We start from the raw sequence: 19633 nt of genomic DNA, 5'->3' as shown, positions 1-19633 counted from the left end.
GGAGAACAATAAAAATGATCTTCACCCAGGAACACCAGGAACTGCGCCGCACCGTCCGCGCCTTCGTCGACCGCGAGATCAACCCCCATGTGGACGAATGGGAAAAGGCCGGGCGCTTTCCCATCCACGACATTTTCCGCAAGGCCGGCGACCTCGGCCTGCTGGGCATTTCCAAGCCGGAGAAATTCGGCGGCATGGGCCTGGACTATAGCTATTCCATTGTCGCCGCCGAGGAGTTCGGCACCATCCGTTGCGGCGGTATCCCCATGTCTATCGGCGTGCAGACCGATATGTGCACCCCCGCCCTTGCCCGCTTCGGCAGCGATGAACTGCGCGACGAATTCCTGCGCCCGGCCATCAGCGGCGAGCAGGTCGGCTGCATCGGCGTCTCGGAAACCGGCGCCGGCTCCGATGTGGCCGGGTTGAAGACCCATGCGCGCAAGGACGGCGACGACTATGTGATCAACGGCAGCAAGATGTGGATCACCAACTCACCCAGCGCCGACTTCATCTGCCTGCTGGCCAACACCTCCGACGACAAGCCGCACATCAACAAGTCGCTGATCATGGTGCCGATGAATACTCCCGGCATCAGCGTCAGCCCGCCCCTGGAAAAGCTCGGCATGCACAGCTCCGAGACCGCCCAGGTGTTCTTCGACGGCGTGCGCGTGCCGCAACGCAACCGCATCGGCCACGAAGGTGCGGGGTTCATGATGCAGATGCTGCAATTCCAGGAAGAACGCCTGTTTGGCGCGGCCAATATGATCAAGGGCCTGGAGCATTGCATCGACAGCACCATCGAGTACTGCAAGCAGCGCCAGACCTTCGGTAAGGCGCTGATCGACAACCAGGTCATCCACTTTCGTCTCGCTGAGCTCTCCACCGAAATCGAATGCCTGCGCGCGCTGGTCTACCAGGCCACCGAGCAATACATCAAAGGCCAGGACGTGACCCGCCTGGCGTCCATGGCCAAGCTCAAGGCCGGGCGCCTGGGCCGCGAAGTCAGCGACAGTTGCCTGCAATACTGGGGCGGCATGGGCTTCATGTGGGACAACCCCGTGGCCCGCGCCTATCGCGATGTGCGGCTGGTGTCGATCGGCGGCGGCGCCGACGAAATCATGCTGGGCATCATCTGCAAGTTGATGGGCACCTTACCGGGGAAAAAACCATGAACACCTTGTTGCTCGAACCCCACAACGGTGTGCTGCACATCACCCTCAACCGGCCCGACTGCCGCAATGCGATGAGCCTGGAGATGGTCAATGAATTGCGCACGGTGCTATCGCAGTTGGACATCCAGACGCGCGCGGTAGTGATCAGCGGCGCGGGCGGACATTTCTGCGCCGGGGCGGATGTGAAGGACCTGGTCACCGCAGGCCATCAACTGCAGGCGCTGAACCGCGCGTTTGGCACCTTGCTGCAGGAAGTGCAAGCGCTGTCGCAAGTGGTGATCGTGGTGCTGCAAGGCGCGGTGCTGGGCGGTGGATTTGGGTTGGCGTGCGTGAGCGATATCGCCATCGCCGATCACCGGGCGCAATTCGGCTTGCCGGAGACCAGCCTGGGCTTGCTGCCCGCGCAGATTGCGCCGTTCGTGGTCAAGCGCATCGGGCTGACCCAGGCGCGGCGGCTGGCGCTGACAGCGGCACGGTTTGACGGGCTTGAGGCTGAGCGGCTGGGGGTGGTGCACTTTACCGAGCGCGACCCGCAGGCGTTGGCGCAGCGGTTGGATGAGGTGCTGGGGCAGGTGCTCACGTGCGCGCCGATGGCGAATGGACGGACTAAAGCGCTGTTGCTGGCCAGTGTGGATGAGCCGCTGGAGGCGGTGCTGGATCGGGGCGCGCAGTGGTTTGCCGAAGCGGTGCGCAGTGAGGAAGGGATTGAAGGAACGCAGGCGTTTGTGCAGAAAAGAAAGCCTCGGTGGTGCAAATAACGCCATCGGGGGCGTGCCCTCTCCCACAGTGTGGGAGGGGGCTTGCCCCCGATGAGGCCCGATCAAACACCCCATCAGCCAAGGGATAAACCCATGCCCGCCTTCAACAAAATCCTGATCGCCAACCGCGGCGAAATCGCCTGCCGCATCCAGCGCACCGCCCAAGCCCTGGGCTACCGCACCGTCGCCGTCTACAGCGATGCCGACGCCCAGGCCCTGCATGTGCAGATGGCCGACGAAGCCGTCAATATCGGCCCCGCCCCGGTACAACAGTCGTACCTCAATATCGAGGCGATCCTCGCCGCCGCCAGACTCACCGGCACCGATGCGATTCACCCCGGCTACGGCTTCCTCTCGGAAAACCCCGACTTCGCCCGCGCCTGCCAACACGCCGGCCTGACCTTCATCGGGCCCAGCGTCGAGGCCATCGAACTGATGGGCAGCAAACGCCTGTCCAAACTCGCCATGCTCGACGCCGGCGTGCCGTGCATTGCCGGCTATCAGGGCAGTGCCCAGGACGACAACACGCTGCAACAGGAAGCTGAACGCATCGGCTACCCATTGATGATCAAGGCCAGCGCCGGCGGCGGCGGTCGCGGCATGCGCCTGGTGCACCAACCCGAAGCCCTGCTGGACAACCTGCACACCGCCCGCTCGGAAGCCAAAAATGCCTTTGGCAGCGATGAACTGATTCTTGAGCAAGCGCTGATCGAGCCGCGCCACGTCGAGATCCAGTTGTTCGGCGACAGCCACGGCCACTTGATCTACCTCGGCGAACGCGACTGCTCGGTCCAGCGCCGCCACCAGAAAGTCATCGAGGAAGCCCCCTGCCCCATCATGACGCCCGAGTTGCGCCAGGCCATGGGCGAAGCCGCATTGAAGGCCGGGCGTGCGGTGAATTACGTGGGCGCCGGTACCGTGGAGTTCCTGCTCGACCGCAATGGCCGGTTCTACTTCCTGGAAATGAACACCCGCCTGCAGGTGGAACACCCGGTCACCGAGCTGATCACCGGCCTCGACCTGGTGGATTGGCAGCTGCAGATCGCCGCCGGGCAAGCGCTGCCGCTGACCCAGGCGGACGTGACCCTGAGCGGCCATGCCATGGAAGTGCGCCTGTACGCCGAAGACCCGGCCCAGGGTTTCCTGCCGCAAACCGGCGAGGTGCTGCGCTGGGAACCGGCGACCGGCGTGCGCATCGACCATGGCGTGATACAAGGTCAACGTATCAGCCCGTTCTACGACCCAATGCTGGGCAAGCTCATCGCCCACGGCGCCACCCGCGAAGAGGCGCGGCGCAAACTGTTGCGGGCGGTGGAAGACACGCTGTTGCTGGGCGTCGCCACCAATCAGCAACTGTTGGCTGATTTGCTCAAGCATCCGGCGTTTATCAACGGCGATTTCAGCACAGGGTTTATCGCCGAGCACTTCAGCAAGATCCCACGCCAGCCTGTATCGAGCGAACAGCTAGCCCTGGCCGCTGCGCTGTTCTACACCCACGGTGCCGAGCAACATCCCCACGGTTTGTCGGGCTGGCGCAACACCGCGAGTAGCCCTTGCACCTATCGGCTTGAGGTCAATGGCGAAATCCACACCGTCAGCACCGCCCCCCTGCTGCTCAGCGCCGACGGCCGCCACGCCACCCTGGTGCTCAACGGCATCCGCCGGCGCATGGCCTATCACCTCGACGGCGACCAACTATGGATGCCCGGCCTGTGCGTGACCAACCGCACGCAGCAAGTGGCCAGCCGCCAGGCCGATGCCAGCAGCGGCACGGTGAAGGCGCCGATGGACGGTGCCATCGTCGATGTGCGGGTCAGCACCGGTGACAGCGTCACCAAGGGCCAACTGCTGCTGGTGCTCGAAGCCATGAAAATGGAGCATCCGCTGACCGCCGGCATCGACGGTGTGATCAAAGGCGTGCAGGTGAGCGCCGGTGACCAGGTGCACAATCGTCAGGTGTTACTCGAGATCGTCTAGCCCCTAGGCGGAACTACAGGGCCGGGCTACGCTCTATCCCCAACAGAAAGGGAAGAGTACGGGAACCTGCGCGATGCCCCATTGGCTGATTATTGACCTTGAAGCCACAACGGATGAAGGCGGCTGGCCCGTGACGGAGATGGAAGTCATCGAGATCGGCGCAAGCCTGGTCAACCGCCAGGGCCGCGAGCTGGATCACTTCCAGCGTTTTGTGCGGCCGCTGCGCCGTCCCTTGCTGACGCCTTTTTGCCGTCAGTTGACCCACATCACCCAGGCCAACATCGACGGCGCGGTGCCGATCACCGAGGTGTGGCCGCTGTTCGAGCGCTGGCTGGGCCAACACCAGGCGCGCCTGGAAGGCTGGGCCAGTTGGGGCGATTACGATCGCAGGCAGCTGGAGCTGGAATGGCAGCGCCATGGCCTGGCCAGCGCACTCGCCACCACGCCCCATGTGAACCTCAAGCAGCGCTTCGCCAAGGCACGGCGCCTGGACAAGCCCCTGGGGCTCAACGGTGCCCTGCAATTGGCGGGGATGCAGTTCCATGGCCAGCAGCATCGGGCGCTGGAAGATGCACGCAACACCGCGCGCCTGCTGCCACTGATTCTGCCGGTCTAGGCAGCTTCCCTGCCCTTGGGCATACTGGCCGACCTTTCCAGACCCTTTTCCGAGGAATCGCCCATGTTCAAAGTCAACGAGTACTTCGACGGCACCGTCAAGTCGATCGCCTTCGGCACCGCAGAAGGTCCGGCGACCATCGGCGTCATGGCCCCGGGCGAATACGAATTCGGCACCGCCCAGCGTGAAATCATGCACGTGGTGTCCGGCGCCCTGACCGTCAAGCTGCCTGACGCCAGCGACTGGGAAACCTTCGCCGCTGGCAGCCAGTTCAACGTGCCGGCCAACAGCAAGTTCCAACTCAAGGTCGCCGTGGACACCGCTTACCTGTGCGAATACCGCGGCTAAGGGTTTCCCGGAAACAAAAAATGCCCGTTTCCTGAGAGACGGGCATTTTCATTCGCGTCGAATACTATTCGAGAATGGTCACCGGCATCCCGACTTCCAGGCGGCCAATGCCATCGTTGACCAGGTTCTGGCCGAAAATCGCGCCATTTTCAGTCTTGCGATAGGTCTCCAGCGTCGCGAAGGGTTCACGGTCGGCACTGCGCTCGCCGGTCTGCGGGTCGATAGTGGTGAGGATGCAGCGCGAGCAGGGCTTGACCGCGCGGAACTCCACATCGCCGATGCGCAGGCGCTTCCAGCCATCCTCGGCGAAGGCGGCACTGCCTTCGATCACCAGATTGGGGCGAAACCGCAGCATCTCCATAGGCCGGCCGATGCGTTGCGAAAGGTCGTCCAGCGAAGCCTGGCCGATCACCAGCAGCGGGTAGCCATCGGCAAATGCGACCTGGTCATCGTCCCTGCCATAACCGGCTTCGGTGGTGCGGGCGCGTTCGAGGGGGATCTGCACCAGCCGCGTCGGCTTGCCGATAAAGTCACTGACCCAGGCCGCTGCCGCGTCGCCCGCGTCCGGCACCCGCAGGGTGTCGCGCCAGATGGTCACACCGCGCAACTCGGCATTACCGCCCGGCAGTGCGACATCCAGCGGCGGGTAACCGGGCGAACTCAAGGTGAGCCCGCCTTTGCTGTTCCACAATGCCGACAATTGGCTCATCCTGGCCACGGCGCGTTGCGTGAGGAAGCGCCCACTGGCTTCATCCACCAGCATCCAGCGTCGATCCCCGTCCACCCCAAGCTTATCCAGGCCGACCTGCTGCAATATCTCGGCCTTGCCGGACTTCAAAGGGTAACGGTACAACGCGCTGAGACGAAGCATGGGCCTGCATTCCTGAGGGGCAAAGCCATAACCCTAAGGTCAAGCAGGCACTTCGTCCAGCATCAGACGCTGACGGACCACGTCCACCAGCTTGTCGGGCTGGAACTTGGACAGGAAATTGTCGCAGCCGACCTTCTTCACCATCGACTCGTTGAAGCTGCCCGACAGCGAGGTGTGCAATACCACGTAAAGACTGCGCAGACGCGGGTCATTGCGGATCTCGGTGGTGAGACGATAACCGTCCATCTCGGGCATTTCGGCGTCGGTAAAGATCATCAGCAACTTGTCGGTCATCACATGGCCGGCGTCGGCCCAGGCCTTGAGCATGTTCAAGGCCTTGAGGCCGTCACTGGCGATGTGCATCTTCACGCCCAGCTGGCCGAGGGTGTCGCGCAGTTGAGACAGGGCTACGTTGGAGTCATCCACCAGCAGCACTTCGCGGCCACGGGCACGCTCCAGCACCGGGTCTTCGAGTTTCTCGCGGGAAACCTTGGCGTTGTACGGCACGATCTCGGCCAGGACTTTTTCCACATCGATGATTTCCACCAACTGGTCGTCGACCTTGCTGATGGCGGTGAGGTAATGCTGGCGCCCGGCACTGGTCGGTGGCGGCAGGATGGCTTCCCAGTTCATATTGACGATGCGGTCCACACCGCCCACCAGAAAGGCCTGCACCGAGCGGTTGTACTCAGTGACGATGATGGTGCTGTTGGGGCCCGGCACCAGCGGGCGCATGCCGATGGCCTGGGACAGGTCGATCACCGGCAGGGTCTGGCCACGCAGGTTGACCACGCCGCATACAAACGGGTGGCGCTGGGGCATCAGGGTCAACTTGGGCAGTTGCAGCACTTCCTGCACCTTGAACACGTTGATCGCGAACAGTTGGCGCCCCGCCAGGCGAAACATGAGGATCTCCAGGCGATTCTCACCCACCAGTTGCGTGCGTTGATCTACCGTGTCGAGAATGCCGGCCATTAAAAGCTCCTGATGCGCTAAGGAATTTGTGCGGTTCACATAACGTGGGTTATCGGCGGCGAGTGCCAGACCTTGACCCCTGTAAAATGCCACGTAAATTCATTGATGTCACACTGACATCATGCTTTACTGCGCTGGCCTCTCCGTATGGCAATAAAGCGACGTTGCGCGACATTCAATTCGACGCAAGGTTCCGCTATGTAAGGGATTCCCCTACACGCAATCAGGCCCAACCTGATATTCGCAATATCTAATAGCCATTAATGTGACGCCATTCTCAATGCATGAATGGAGTCAGGCTTTTGTTTGCCATCCCAAGCCCTCGGCCCACGGGCCTTCCAGACATACAGATGTCGGCAATCGAAGGTACGCAATTGACCCCGCTCATGAGGGCAGCGCACAGCCGTTGCCGTCACTCTAATAAACGTCCTACTAAAAACTCAGAATCCACCTACAGGTCCCAGTCATATTTCGGCGCTATTTTTAAGCCATTCACCCGGTGCGACATCTCATCACCCGACCTCATGTTGTGGAGACTTGTATGATGAACAGCGCAAATGAATGGCAGACCACACTTCCCGAGTTCCTGCTTGAAGCAGAAACGCTGCTGGCCAAGTCGGAGGAGTGCCTAAACCATCTGCATCTGATTCGTGACGACAGCGATGCCATCGACTGCATGAAGGCCAGCCTGGCCAAACTCGCCGAAAAGGCCGACAGCCTGGCCCTGCAGGTGATCAGCGAATTCTCCCGGCATATCCAGTACGTGATCGCCAATGCGGCAAGCCCGATGCAACTGCATGACCAGGCGTTGGATGCACTGCACGCGTGCTTGACGCTACTCGCTTGGCAACTGGAACTGATCGATGTGCGCACCGGCGAACTGAGTATGGACGAGAGTGAGCAGGCGACATTGATTGCAACCGTCACGCTTCAGATTCCGCAGAAGGATTTCACTTATAAACCGCAGCAGCGTGTACACCACGCCTCTTGAATGGATACCAAGTCGTATTCGAACCTGAAGTTATCCAAAAACGACACGGCTATTAATTGGCTGGAACTGAACCGCGCACACAAAGATATCAATTAGCCATTGACGGTAATAACGATACAACCAAGCAGAAATAATATAACTCCTCACTTCATGAACTCTGGGAATACCGCCCGGAGTATTTGCGCGGTCAATAATCCGGTAAGGCACGGCACCAGGCGACCAACGGTAATAGTGGTGGTACTATGCCCCGCTCGAAGTGACTCAACTTCATCATGCATAAAAACGATTCGATAACGCATCCCAAACAGAGCCCCGTCAGTCCCAGTGACCGGGCTCCCCGCAGCGCACCCTCATTGGCTCCATCCGCTATGTACGCCAGCCTCAAGACACTCATCGCAAGGTCCGCGTCCCGCAGCAATGCACGCCGCTTGATCCTCGCCCTGTGCCTTGGCTCGCTGCTGCTGAGCCTGTGGACCTATGCCAGTTCAGAACCGCTGCCGTTGCTGGTGATTGTGCTTAACCTGGCCACTCTCGTAGTGGTCGGCCTGCAACAATGGCGTTCACGCAAGTCCATCAAGTTCCAGCCCCAGGAACTGGCCGATCGCCTGTTGCAGGTACAGGAAAACGAACGCCATCGTCTCAGCCGTGAACTGCACGACGATATCGGCCAACTGCTCACCGCGGCCAAGCTGCAAAGCGAATGGCTCAAGCGTCGCCTGCCCGACGACCTGCAAAGCCAATGCACGGTGCTGTGCAACACCCTGAATGAAACCCTGGCCAAGGTGCGTGACGTTTCCGCCATCCTCAACCCTCGTCAGCTGGCCAGCCTGGGGCTGGAAGCCAGCCTGCGCGCGCACCTGCTCAAGACCCTGGAAAACACGCCGATTCACTGGAGCCTGGAATGCCAGCAACGGCTGACCGGAATCCCGGAAGAAATGGCGGTGGCGGCCTTCCGCATCACCCAGGAAGCGGTGACCAACATGCTGCGCCACGCCCAGGCGCACAACCTGCTGGTACGCCTGCAACGTTTGCCCGAAGGCCTGTCGCTGACTATCCGCGATGACGGCCAGGGTTTTTCACCGGCCGTCAATCCCGGCCTGGAAGGCCAACGGGGCATGGCCGGCATGTCCGAGCGGATAGATCAGCTTGGCGGTACGTTGTCCGTCAGCAGCCAGCCAGGCAAAGGGACACGGATCGAAGCGCTTTTCCCCTGGGCGCCCCGCGCCCTCGAACGGGCCAGTTCCCCTAAGGTTCTCGAGTGAGCTGCAAATTACTCCTGGTGGATGACCATGCACTGATCCGGGCCGGCGTACGCGCGCTGGTCCAGGACATTCCCGGCTACACGGTGATCGGCGAAGCCAGCGATGGCGAGCAGTTGCTGGAGCAGTTCAGCGCCCTGTTGCCGGATATCGTGCTGCTGGACCTGTCGATGAAGCACACCGGCGGCCTGGACGCCTTGCAGCAGCTCAAGCGCGCCTACCCCAAGAGCAAAGTGCTGATCCTGTCGATGCACACCGACCCGGAACTGATCATGTGCGCGCTGGAGTCCGGCGCCCATGGCTACCTGCTCAAGGACACCACCGCCAACGAGTTGGAACACGCGCTGCTGGCCTTGCGCAACAACGAGCGCTACCTGAGCCCGGCGATCGCCCACACCGTGATCAACCAGGCGCTGGTGCGCAGCCAGGGGCCCACTACTCCCGCCGGCCACAGCCACAACCTCACGGCGCGGCAGTTGGAGATCCTGCGCCTGATCGTGCGCGGCAAGTCCACCCGGGAAATCGCCCACGGCCTGGGCCTGAGCATCAAGACCGTGGAAGCCCACCGCTCGCAAATCATGAAGCGCCTGCAGATTTTCGACGTGGCCGGCCTGGTGCTATTCGCGGTGCGCGAGCAGATCATCAGCCTGGACGACTAGCGGCGACCCCACCGGCAAGTGCACGCGCAAGGCCTTGGGCAAGGCCTGGAAGTGCAGGTCATCGCCCTGCAGCGGCTCGCCATCCAGGTTGATATACAGGCCCTGTGCGACCTTGATGTTCACCCACGGCAGGCGCGCCCGGACGAACATGGTGTCCAGGCCCCAGCCGTTGTTCATCAACTCTCGCAAGGTGCCAACCACTTCCTGGGGCGCCGGCAGGATGCTGACGTCCAGCAGGCCATCGTCGGCCATGGCGCCTGGGCATAGCTCATGCCCACCGCCTGCCTGGCGACCGTTGCCAATGCCCAGCGCGAGCAACTCGCCTTTCCAATGAAAATCGGGGCCATCCAGCTCGGCGTAGGCAGCCTTCAACTCGCTGAACCGCGTCAAACCGGTGAACAGGTAGGCGGCGCCGCCCAGGACTTTTTTCAAATCTTCGGAGGTGTTGGCGGTGACCTGGCTGCCGAAACCGCCGGTGGCCATATTGAGGAAGATCTGCCCACCGACCTGGCCCAGGTCGATGGCCCTGGGTGGCACGTCCAGCAGCGCCAGGGCCTGGTCAGGCTCCAACGGCACGCCGGCAGCCTTGGCGAAATCGTTGGCGGTGCCCAGGGGCATCAGCACCAGACTGGCGTCGGTCTTGGCCTGGGCCATGGCTTCGGCTACATCGCGCAGGGTGCCATCGCCGCCACCGGCGATGATGTGGGTGTAGCCGTCAGCCAGGGCTTCGTTGACCAGGCGCTGGGCGTCGCCGCCTTCCCAGGTGACCCGTACTGCCAACTCCCCACCCTGCTCGCGCCGGGCCTTCACGGCAGCGCGCACGTCCTCGTTGAGGGCTTGCTTGCCGTGGAGGATCAACAGTGCCTTGGGGCTGGTCATAGCGGGCTTACTCCTGGATTCAAAGGTGCATGAAGGATGTGGACCTTTGGCAGCCGAAAAAAAGCCATGGGTAACGTAAATTAATTGGCCGCCCTAGAAATTGTCCATCGCGTTGCACATCGAGACTTTGCCCACCGGCGTCGGCTCGATCCGCACCCATTGCCTGCCGTCCGCCGGCAACTCGTCGAGCAGGAACGAACAATCCGCCGACATCGACGCCTGCACCATGTAGTCGCGCCCGGGCTTGGGCACAAAAGTCATGGTCTTGGCGCACTGGCGGGAGTATTGCAACCGCCCCAGGTAATGGAACGCGATCGGTTTACCCGCCGGCACCACCAATTCGGACGTGACCGCGCCGGCCCACGAGTAGATCGGCCCGGGGATGCCGAGATTTTCGCCGTTGTGATCGGGGAAACCGGCTTTCACCGAGGCCATCACCCCGGCGCCCGGCACGTTCCAGTCCAGGCAGTCACGCCCCGGCACCGCACGTACCAGGCCGTCGGTGACGACACGCACCCGGGCGGTCTCACCGCTTTGCGGCGGCACGTAGCCGGTGGACAGCGAACGGATGTTCGCCACCTGGCCGCAACCGCCCAGGGCCAGCAACACAACAGGTATCACCATTAACCTTTTCATCAGCCATCCTTTCGCATCGGGGGTGTTTACGGCTGGCGGCAATTCTGCTTGACCGACAGGTGCGGCGCCGGCTCGTAGCTCACGCGCTGCAAGCCGTCAGCGTCCTGGAACAGGAAGTACTTGACGCGGCAGTCCTTGAACATCGCCGAATAACCCTCGGCGCGAAAGCCCTGGCCATCGACCTGCTTGGTCACAGTGTTGTTGCGGCTGACCACGGCGAGCACCTGCTGGTAGCTGTCGCCCATATTCACCCCCGGCTCGCCAGTGACGGCGGCCGACGAGGCGCAACCGCCCAGGGTGGTTGCCGCCAGCACCCATGCGGCGCCGTACAGTCCTTTGCGTAGATCGATCATTCCTTGGTTCCTTTTAGTGATGGATTAGCGGCGGCCTTCGCACACCGGCGATTCGCCGATGCGGCCTTCCTTACACAGGTCCAGGTTGCCCTTGTGGGTAAATCCCGAGTCCTTCATGCAGTAGAAGCGCGTCAACACCTCATCAATCGGCGAGTCGTCGCCCGTCCCCACCAGGTTGGTATAACCGCAGGCGCGCATGGCGCTCTTGACGCCTTCGACGGATACCCCGCTTTTCTGCCATTGGGTAAAAGCCGGTGGCGGTGGTTGAAAGCCCCTGCCCGTACAGCCGATCAGTGAAACAGCGCAAACACTCAACAACAGGCTTCTCGTGAACATGGCGGTCGTCCTCATTGTTTGACTCTCTTAAACACGGCCGCGCCGTCTTTTGTATCGCTCCAGAACGGCTTGCAGAGTTCCCCGCCCTTGCCATAGCAGTTGTGCGCGGTCTTATCGCCACCGAACACTTTCAACCACTCCCATAACCGATTGCTGCCTTCCGGGATCGTACCGCCGGTACCGGCGTTAAACCCTACCAGCGGTGCTCGGGCGACGGGGTCGAAATTATGATTCTGGTACTGCAGCGCCATCGCATCACGCTGCTCCACGGAACTGAATACGGAACGGTTCTGCAATACCCCCAACAGCGAATCGGCCTTTTGCACCGAGTAGGCCGCACCGAAGAAGTTCATCGAGGTTTGGCCCAGCATGCCTGCGTTTGCCGGGTCACGAGCCAACGATTCCATGGCACTGCCCGTTGTCAATGTGCCGCGGCTGTGGCCGTCGATGTGCAATCCGCTTTGGCCGAACTGGACCATATATTCCTTGGTCTGCACAGCAGCGTTGGACAAGCCCCAGAAATCATTTTCGAGATTCTTCTGATACGCCGCGATCATCAACTCGGACGTGAAGTTGTTGGCTTTCTCGAAATGGATCAAATACTGCGGCCCGGTATCGGCAGAGCTGTGTTGATCGGCATATTTGGCCGCGCCATCGATGTCGTTGAAGATACCGTTGTTGGCAATGTGTACCTTACCATCCGGCCCGGGCTTGAGATTGCGCTTTTCTTCGTCGCTCAACTCGCGGCGCTGAACATTGCCTTTGTCGTCCAGCAGCGCCTTGCCATTCTCATCCTTCAACACCTCATACACCCGCGCCTTCTCAAGGAAGATCTTGCGATACGCCTCATCCGCCAACAGCGACACCTGGTTATAGAACTCACGCTTGATCTCCTGCTCTGCCTCGACCTTGCGCCCCATCTCCGCCACGTCCAGGCGCTCCACGGCAACATGGGCAGCCTCGGTATTGCGGTTGAGGTTGGCAATCGTCTGGTCGACGCTCATGCCGGCGACCACGCGCTGGCGCTCGGCATTGGTGATGACCAGGGTGCCGGCGCTTATCGCGCTGCGGGTGTCGCTGGAGTCGGAATCGGAGTCCGAGCCGTTGGCGAGGCTGTTGGCGAGCAGCGCCTTGGCCGTGCCGAGCTTGCCGTCGAGCATGTCCGAATTGAGTTCCACCCCGGAAGTCTTGACGCTGGCTTCGGACACGTTATGGATGTCGGCCACGGTCAATGTGCCGGTGGTCAGGTTGTTCTTGCCGTCGGTAATGGCCTTGTCGGAACTGGCGATCACGCCGCCCTTGAGGTCGGTGTTGCCACGCACGTTGAGGTCGAATCCACCGTCGCCGGCGCGGATGCCCGATTGCTCGATGACGCTGGCGAAGTTGGACTTCTGCTGGGTATTGCTGGAGCTGAAGCTGGCCGTTGCCGCACCCGCGCACACCGGCGGGATGCAGATGCTGATGCCGGCACTCATGCTCTTCTGTTCGGAGGCAAATGTGCTGGTGTCTTGCAGGCTCTCGATGTTCAGGTCGCCGCCGACATCGGCCTTGACCTTGTCGGCCGAGACCACCGCACCGCGCAGGGTGGTGTCCTTGCCGGAGATCAGGCTGGCCTGGTTGCCTGCTGTCACGTGGGTGTTGCTCCACACCAGGTCGTTGCCATCGGCATTGCCGCGGCTCTGGGAGGCTGAAGCGTTGAAACTCAGGCCGTTTTTCTCGCTGCCGAAAGAGATACCAATCCCCAGGCTGCCGTTCACGCTCTTATTGGTGCTGTGCTGCTCGATGGTGTTCTGCGCACCCGCCAGCAGGATATTGCCGTCGGCCTTGAGCAACGCATCGTTGCCGGCAGTGATCTGGCTGCCCTGCACGGTCAGGTCGTTGTTGCGCGTGCCGCCGGTGGCCACAATCGACACATCGTGCCCCGCCGCCACCGTCGAGCCGGCCGCTGTGTTGGAAGTCTGCTCGCTTTTGTTCTCGCTCTTGTTCATGCCCAGGGCGATGCTCAAGTTGATCCCGCCCGCCGCGGCCGGGTCGGCCATCACTTGGGTGTGGGCTTCACTGGCGGCCCACGCGGTGTTCAGCGCGGCGAGGGTTTTCATGCGCTTGTCGTCGGTACGCTCAGCGGCCTTGTTCATGCGCTGGCCGGTTTGCACGGCGTTCACGATCGGGTTGGTCAGGGTCAGGCTCACGCCGGTCTGCTTGAAGCGCTGCTCCTGTTGCTGCGCAGCCAGATTGCGCGCTTCGAGGATATTGACCTCGGATGCGTCAATCGACACATCGCCCTTGGGCGCACTCACATTGCTGCCAACCTGGCGGTATTCGCCGCCCGCGCTGATCAGCACATTGCCGTCGGTGGACCCGACGCTGCTGGCGGCGGCCGTGGTCTGCTGGCTGCTGTCCTTGTTGGTCTGCTGCTGCGAGCCGATGGTGACGGCAATCGCGCCGCCGCTGAACATGCCGCTGGTCTTCACGTCCTTGGTGTGTTTCTCGTCGAGCGTCTCGGTACCCGCCAATACCTTGATGTCATTGCCCGCCACCAGCGCCGTGCCCGAGGTCGAGACCACGTTGCTGCCGGTGAGGGTGATGTTGTTGCCCGCCTGCACCACCGCTTGCTCGCCGCTGAAGGTCGAGCCTTGCGCGGTGGTCTGGGCGACCGTATCGCGGGTGGTGGTGGTCTTGCTGGAGAACAGGCCGTTGCTGCCCTTGACCTTGTGCGCCTCGTCCGCACTGTTGAAGCGCTCGCCGGCCTCGACGTTGATGTCGCGCACCGCGCTGACCGACACCGCGCCCGCGTCACTGTTGACCAGCGCACCGCGTGCCTGCACGTCACGCCCGGCGCCCAGGCGGATATCGCCGTTGGCCTGCACCGAACTGCCGACCTCATTGCGCCCGGCCTCCTTGCGCCAGTTGTCGCCGTCCCATTGGTTGGCCTGGGTGTAGGACTCTTTGACGGTGCTCAAGGTGACGTCGTTGCCCGCCACCAGCGCGGTCTTGCCGCCCACACCGGTGTTGCTGACCTGAGCCGCTTGCAGGTTGATGTCATTGCCCGCCGTGGCAATCAGGTTTGCCGCCGGGGCCGACACGTACAGCCCGGCCACCCGCGACAACGCGGTGCGGGTGCCCTGCTCGCTGGCGCTGTCGGTGGTGATCGAGCGCACGTTGATGTCATTGCCGGCGCTCAACGCCAGGCGACTGTTGGCGCTGATCAGGCCGCCGATGTTGTTCAGGTCCTGGCTGGCATTGAGCGACACATCGTTGCCCTGGATGCGGCCGCCGAGATTGTTGAGATTCTGCACGCTGATGGTCACACCGTCGCGCCCGGCCAGGCTGCCCGAGTTGACCAGGTCACCGCGCACATCCAGATTCAAGGTGCGCCCGGCCATCAACGCGCCCGAGCCGTCCACATCGCCTTCGCGAACCCGCACATACACTTGCGGCACCAGCACCTGGCGCACTTCGCCGCTGGCCAGGGTGACGTCCCTGGACACCAGCCACACGATGTCGCTGGTCAACTGCGCCATTTGCCCGGCGGTCAGCGCCACGCCCGGGATCAGTTTCCACTGCTCGGCCAGGGTGACGGCGCTGTCGATCATGCCGCGATATTGCGCTTCGTCGCTGGCGTAACCATCGACAAACCGGCGCCCGGTGAGTTGCGCGACTTGTTCGCGGATCAGCTTCTGCTCGTAGAAGCCGTCGCCCAACCGTTGCTGGGTGGCGGCCGGATCAAGGTTCAGGCGGTCGAGCATATAGTCCGACGACAACCACCGACCGTAATTGGTAAAACGCGGATCCGTCTCCACCAGATAGCCAGCCGTACTGTTGGGGTTGGTGCGGAACAGGCTGCTGTCCGGCAGGTCGGGGTTGAACCCGCCGGTACGGATCTGCTCCACCGCGCCTGCACCGTTCTGTTGGGTCAATGCCTGCACCTGGCTGATCGGGCTGACGGTGTGGGTTCTGCCCGCACCGGCAAGCTCACCGGTACCGCGGGTGGTATCGCCGACGTTGGCCATTACCCGCGCACCCACCTGTGTGCCGCTGCCATTGATGGTCGCGTATTCGGTAAATACCGTCGGTTTGAGGGCGATCTGCTCGATCAAGGGCGCAGGCTTATAAGCCGTGACGCTGGTCCCCTGGCGATCACGCCCCTTGCGTTGGATGCGATAGAAGTTGGTCAGGGTACCACTGTCGGTGGTAATCCGTTCGCCGGTCACTTCGGTGTTGTCCACACGGCCCACACTGGCCGTCAGGGCCTGGCCGGCGATGATCCGGCTTTTGTCGTTGAGCAGGTGGTCGGCAGTCAGGTTGATGGCGCCACCTGCGAGCATTTGCCCAGGGTCGGAACTGACGATCCGGGTCTCGGTCACCGTGCGGTCGTAGTTATAGAGGTTCCAACGATCCTTGCGCCCTTCCGGGGTCACCAGGTACCGCACCTCATCCTTGTAGGTCGAGATCTGCGAAGGCGTGTAGCGGTTGGTCGAGCCCGACAGTTGGTATTCCTGCAGTGCCTCATTGGAGACGAGTACCCGCTCGGTGGCGAAATGTTCATTGGTGTTGCTGATGAGCCGGGCATTGGCACTCAGGCTGCCCAGCGCTTCAATCGTGGCGCTGGCATTGCTCAGCGCCTGGGCCTGGCCGGTGGCGTGGTCATCGACATCCAGTGTGCTACCGATCACCAGGTCGCCGGCACTGAAGATCAAGCCGTGCTCACGATTATCGAGAGTCTGGCTGGCGATATCCAGGCGGTTGCGCGCGGCGATGGTGGCTGCCGTCGAACCTTCCACGCTGTTCGTGACGTTGGTGGCGGCAATCGACAAGTGATCACCGTATATACGCCCCGTGCCGAGGTTGTTCAGGGTCGCGGCGCTCAGGCGCGTGGCCTCGCCGTCGATCAGGCCGCGGTTGTCGAGTTGATTGAGCGCATTGACCCGGACCCGGCGGGCACTGATCGAACCGCTGGCGGTGTTGTCGAGTGCGCTGGCGTTGAGCTGCAACCCATCGCCCGCCTGGAAACTACCCTGGTTGGTCAAAAGCCCAGCCGTTTCTACAGACAGGTTGCCATTGGCCTGGAAAAGGCCGGTGTTGACGAAATCATGGCTCAGCTTGAACGCCAGGTCTCTCAGGCTCAGGGCTTTACCGCTGCCACTGTAGCTGGCGCTGTCGACCTGCAGCGACTGGCCCGCAATCAGCGTGCCCGTGCCGTTATTCAAGGCCTGGCGCTTCTGCGCAAGGTCGCGGTCAGTCACGCTCAGCACGCTGCCGGCCGAGATAATGCCCTGGTCGTTATCCAGCGCACCGCTGCCCGTGATGCTCAACGCCGCATCGGCAACCAGCGAGCCGCCGCGGTTATCGAGGGTATCGACGTTCATCTCGACGCCCAGGCCCTTGATGCCCTGGTTGGCGCCCTGGGTCGAACGGTTATCCGCACTGGCGGCAGTCAGCAACAGATGACCATCGGCACGCAACAGACCCGACTGGTTGCTCACCTGTCCGGCGCCAACAGCCAGACTGCCGGCGCTACCGATAAACCCTTGGTCATTGATCAACTGGCCGGTACGCACCGTGACGTCACGCTGCCCAAGAATGCCGCCGGTGCTGCCGGAATTACGGTTGCTGAGTTGCTGGCCATGGGTATCCACCCACAGGTTCGACTTGGCTTGCACGATGCCGCCGTCGTTGTTCAGTACACCACTATCGAGTGTCAGCGTATCGCTGGCGTCGAGGGTGCCCTGGGCGTTGTCCAGTCGCTGGCCTTGCGTATCCAGCAGCAGTTGGGCCCCCGTGATGACGCCGCCTGTGTTGTTCAAACCTTGTGCGTTGAGGGTCAAGGCTTTGGCGGCCTCAAGGCGGCCGCCACGGTTATCGAGCACGGCAGCATCGCTGTCGAGGATCAGGTCGCCCGCCACCGAGCCCAGGGTGCCGCCCTGGTTCAACAGGCTGTTGGCCCTGACTGTCAGGGTTTGGGCGGCGGCGACGGTGCCCTTGGCGTTGTTCAATTGCGCGGCGTTGATATCCAGCACACCGCCCGCGGTGACCTGCCCGCGCTGGTTATCGAGGTTGCCGCCGTTGAGGGATAGATTCGCGGCGGTCACCAGCTTGCCGTTGCTGTTATCCAGCGCATCCTGTGCCGTTATGTACAGGTCACCGCCATCACCGGACTGCACCAGGCCATCCGCGTTGCCCAGGGTCTTGGCGCTCACATCAAGGCGACCACCGCTGGACAGGATGCCGCCATGGTTGTCCAGATTGCGCGCGAGGGTCACCCGCATGCCCGCCTTGCCGGTCTGCACCCACTTACCGGCGACGTTGGACATATCCATGGCGACGATGCCGATATGCGCCGCGCCCACCTGTGCAGCATCGCTGAACAAGGTTTGACTGGCATTGGCCGTCAGCGATTGAGCGGCGGTGACGTGGCTGCGGCGCAGGTCCAGATGGCCAGCGGTGCTGTTCAGTTCGACCGTGCCAGCCGATGTCTGGCTGTCACTCAGGTCGACCTGGGCGGCAGTGGCCTTCATGGTTTGCGCCGCTAGGTTCTGGCCCTTGGCCGTGAGGGTGCCGGCCGACGTCAGGGTCAGCGAACCGCTGCTGCCCAATTTACCCGTGCTGTCTACACCTGCGGCGAGTGCAGAGCCGGCATCGCTGCGAATCGCCGAATTCGCGCCTTTGGCGCTCAGGCGGGTATCGCCCTGGGCAGACACGATGCCCTTGTTGTCGATATTGCCCGCCGTCTCCAAGGCCAGGTTACCCTGGGCGAACAGCGTGCCGTTGTTATCGATGCCTTTGTCGGCCTGAGCGGTCAGGTGCGTGGCGCTGCTGATCTGGCCCTGGTTCTCGATACGCCCATCGCTGCCGATGACCACTTCACCGGCACTGGAACCAATCTGTCCGGCATTGCGTACACCGACACCAGCGCCGGTGCCTACCAGGGTGATCTTGCCGGCGTACATACCCCCCAACTGTGCCACGTCGATGGCCACGGCGGGGGCGTCGGCCGGGTTCTGGCCTGCTGCTCCGGTCTTGATAGTCAAGTCTTTGGACCAGATGCCCGCGTTCACTTCGACCGTGCGCGCGATGATCTCGGTGTAGTCGGCGCGAGTGGCGTCAAGGCCCGCGCCGCCGATGCTGACCTTGCCCCCAGAGACTTGATAGCCGGTAATCAAACCGTTCTCGAACTGCGCCCGCCCGGTAGTCAGCGTCGCGCGGTCAGCGTTGATAAAACCGCAGCCATCGCAGGCGATGCCGGAGGGGTTGGCAATCACTACCTGGGCCTTGGAACCCGCCACTTCGACAAAACCGCGCAACTGGCTGGGGTTGCTCGAATTGACCTCGTTGAGAATCACCCGTGCGCTGCCGTTGGCCAGCGCGCGGTTGCCTTCGACCCAGCCGCCCAGTTGGGTCTGGCTGTTGGTGACGGCGTTATTGAGGATCACGCCGCGCTTGTCGACGTCGAACTGCTGGTAAGTGTTGCGCGATACGCCTGCCCCGCTTGGCGTGGTGATGTTGACCACAGGCGCCCCGTTGCCCGCCGCGCCGATGCTCGGGCGCTGGCCTGCGGGAGCCGAACCGTCAGCCACAACCTGGGCCTGGGCCGGCATGACCAGCGCAACCCAGCCCATGCCCACCATCAGCGCAAAACGCAAGGGCGTGAGTGTGGCCACGGCACCGCCGGCCCGGCCAACGCTACCCGTGGTGCCGGGTGCCTTGCTGGCACTCTTGACGTTTTCCGCCACGACCATCAACAGGCCGCGAGCCTTGTTAAACACAATTCGATATAGCTGCTTATTCATGCAAATCCCTTGCGCG

General features: G+C 62.3%; 15 protein-coding genes. 8 read left to right on the top strand and 7 right to left on the bottom strand.

Annotation, left to right across the window (positions count from 1 at the left end):
* The first annotated feature begins 14 nt into the window (after positions 1-14).
* The 5 genes from atuD to BM017_RS09210 all read left to right on the top strand — a co-directional run bounded on the left by atuD (position 15) and on the right by BM017_RS09210 (position 4871).
* Positions 15-1172 carry a citronellyl-CoA dehydrogenase gene (gene atuD / locus BM017_RS09230; RefSeq protein ID WP_092243094.1) on the top strand — a complete coding sequence of 386 codons (1158 nt, stop codon included), beginning with the start codon at positions 15-17 and terminating at the stop codon, positions 1170-1172.
* Entirely contained in the window at positions 1169-1930 is a 762-nt protein-coding gene (locus tag BM017_RS09225) for an enoyl-CoA hydratase/isomerase family protein (RefSeq protein ID WP_092243091.1), read from the top strand. The genes atuD and BM017_RS09225 overlap by 4 nt, the downstream gene beginning before the upstream one ends.
* Positions 1931-2023: 93 nt before the next feature.
* Positions 2024-3907 carry an acetyl-CoA carboxylase biotin carboxylase subunit gene (locus tag BM017_RS09220; protein WP_092243088.1) on the top strand — a complete coding sequence of 628 codons (1884 nt, stop codon included), beginning with the start codon at positions 2024-2026 and terminating at the stop codon, positions 3905-3907.
* A gap of 73 nt (positions 3908-3980) precedes the next feature.
* Complete coding sequence (locus BM017_RS09215) at positions 3981-4523, top strand: 3'-5' exonuclease (protein ID WP_071492722.1); 543 nt, start codon at positions 3981-3983, stop codon at positions 4521-4523.
* 63 nt (positions 4524-4586) lie between these two features.
* On the top strand, positions 4587-4871 hold the full coding sequence (locus BM017_RS09210) for a pyrimidine/purine nucleoside phosphorylase (protein ID WP_058424671.1): 285 nt from the start codon (positions 4587-4589) through the stop codon (positions 4869-4871).
* A gap of 64 nt (positions 4872-4935) precedes the next feature.
* Here BM017_RS09210 and BM017_RS09205 read toward each other — a convergent pair whose 3' ends face one another.
* The gene (locus BM017_RS09205) at positions 4936-5742 is read right to left on the bottom strand and encodes an MOSC domain-containing protein (protein WP_092243085.1); all 807 of its coding nucleotides are present in this window, start codon (positions 5740-5742) and stop codon (positions 4936-4938) included.
* A 39-nt stretch (positions 5743-5781) separates the two neighbouring features.
* Positions 5782-6717, bottom strand: a complete 936-nt coding sequence (locus BM017_RS09200; protein WP_092243082.1) for a chemotaxis protein CheV — start codon at positions 6715-6717, stop codon at positions 5782-5784.
* A gap of 541 nt (positions 6718-7258) precedes the next feature.
* On the opposite strand from BM017_RS09200, the gene BM017_RS09195 reads away from it, so the two are divergent.
* From BM017_RS09195 to BM017_RS09185, 3 genes are all read left to right on the top strand, one after another.
* Positions 7259-7708 carry a hypothetical protein gene (locus BM017_RS09195; RefSeq protein ID WP_170856054.1) on the top strand — a complete coding sequence of 150 codons (450 nt, stop codon included), beginning with the start codon at positions 7259-7261 and terminating at the stop codon, positions 7706-7708.
* A gap of 368 nt (positions 7709-8076) precedes the next feature.
* A complete protein-coding gene (locus BM017_RS09190) occupies positions 8077-8970 on the top strand; it encodes a sensor histidine kinase (RefSeq protein WP_092243079.1) in 894 nt (297 codons plus the stop codon).
* Positions 8967-9626 carry a response regulator transcription factor gene (locus BM017_RS09185; protein ID WP_071489801.1) on the top strand — a complete coding sequence of 220 codons (660 nt, stop codon included), beginning with the start codon at positions 8967-8969 and terminating at the stop codon, positions 9624-9626. The genes BM017_RS09190 and BM017_RS09185 overlap by 4 nt, the downstream gene beginning before the upstream one ends.
* Here BM017_RS09185 and yegS read toward each other — a convergent pair.
* The 5 genes from yegS to BM017_RS09160 form a co-directional block, all read right to left on the bottom strand.
* On the bottom strand, positions 9585-10505 hold the full coding sequence (yegS, locus tag BM017_RS09180) for a lipid kinase YegS (RefSeq protein ID WP_071489802.1): 921 nt from the start codon (positions 10503-10505) through the stop codon (positions 9585-9587). The genes BM017_RS09185 and yegS overlap by 42 nt on opposite strands.
* Before the next feature lie 93 nt (positions 10506-10598).
* Positions 10599-11141 carry a hypothetical protein gene (locus BM017_RS09175; RefSeq protein WP_092243076.1) on the bottom strand — a complete coding sequence of 181 codons (543 nt, stop codon included), beginning with the start codon at positions 11139-11141 and terminating at the stop codon, positions 10599-10601.
* A 26-nt stretch (positions 11142-11167) separates the two neighbouring features.
* Positions 11168-11494 carry a hypothetical protein gene (locus BM017_RS09170; RefSeq protein ID WP_092243073.1) on the bottom strand — a complete coding sequence of 109 codons (327 nt, stop codon included), beginning with the start codon at positions 11492-11494 and terminating at the stop codon, positions 11168-11170.
* A gap of 24 nt (positions 11495-11518) precedes the next feature.
* The gene (locus tag BM017_RS09165) at positions 11519-11830 is read right to left on the bottom strand and encodes a hypothetical protein (RefSeq protein WP_092243070.1); all 312 of its coding nucleotides are present in this window, start codon (positions 11828-11830) and stop codon (positions 11519-11521) included.
* Positions 11831-11841: 11 nt separating this feature from the next.
* Positions 11842-19617, bottom strand: a complete 7776-nt coding sequence (locus BM017_RS09160) for a hemagglutinin repeat-containing protein (RefSeq protein WP_092243067.1) — start codon at positions 19615-19617, stop codon at positions 11842-11844.
* Positions 19618-19633: the final 16 nt, after the last annotated feature.

Origin of the sequence: Pseudomonas sp. NFPP04, assembly GCF_900113815.1 — a bacterium.
Taxonomy (GTDB): domain Bacteria; phylum Pseudomonadota; class Gammaproteobacteria; order Pseudomonadales; family Pseudomonadaceae; genus Aquipseudomonas; species Aquipseudomonas extremorientalis.
This window is presented reverse-complemented; position numbering and strand designations above follow the sequence as displayed.

Coding starts and splice junctions, on each gene's coding strand:
- atuD (WP_092243094.1), top strand. CDS start 15: ATGATCTTCACCCAGGAACACCAGGAACTGCGCCGCACCGTCCGCGCC.
- BM017_RS09225 (WP_092243091.1), top strand. CDS start 1,169: ATGAACACCTTGTTGCTCGAACCCCACAACGGTGTGCTGCACATCACC.
- BM017_RS09220 (WP_092243088.1), top strand. CDS start 2,024: ATGCCCGCCTTCAACAAAATCCTGATCGCCAACCGCGGCGAAATCGCC.
- BM017_RS09215 (WP_071492722.1), top strand. CDS start 3,981: ATGCCCCATTGGCTGATTATTGACCTTGAAGCCACAACGGATGAAGGC.
- BM017_RS09210 (WP_058424671.1), top strand. CDS start 4,587: ATGTTCAAAGTCAACGAGTACTTCGACGGCACCGTCAAGTCGATCGCC.
- BM017_RS09205 (WP_092243085.1), bottom strand. CDS start 5,742: ATGCTTCGTCTCAGCGCGTTGTACCGTTACCCTTTGAAGTCCGGCAAG.
- BM017_RS09200 (WP_092243082.1), bottom strand. CDS start 6,717: ATGGCCGGCATTCTCGACACGGTAGATCAACGCACGCAACTGGTGGGT.
- BM017_RS09195 (WP_170856054.1), top strand. CDS start 7,259: ATGATGAACAGCGCAAATGAATGGCAGACCACACTTCCCGAGTTCCTG.
- BM017_RS09190 (WP_092243079.1), top strand. CDS start 8,077: ATGTACGCCAGCCTCAAGACACTCATCGCAAGGTCCGCGTCCCGCAGC.
- yegS (WP_071489802.1), bottom strand. CDS start 10,505: ATGACCAGCCCCAAGGCACTGTTGATCCTCCACGGCAAGCAAGCCCTC.
- BM017_RS09175 (WP_092243076.1), bottom strand. CDS start 11,141: ATGAAAAGGTTAATGGTGATACCTGTTGTGTTGCTGGCCCTGGGCGGT.
- BM017_RS09170 (WP_092243073.1), bottom strand. CDS start 11,494: ATGATCGATCTACGCAAAGGACTGTACGGCGCCGCATGGGTGCTGGCG.
- BM017_RS09165 (WP_092243070.1), bottom strand. CDS start 11,830: ATGTTCACGAGAAGCCTGTTGTTGAGTGTTTGCGCTGTTTCACTGATC.
- BM017_RS09160 (WP_092243067.1), bottom strand. CDS start 19,617: ATGAATAAGCAGCTATATCGAATTGTGTTTAACAAGGCTCGCGGCCTG.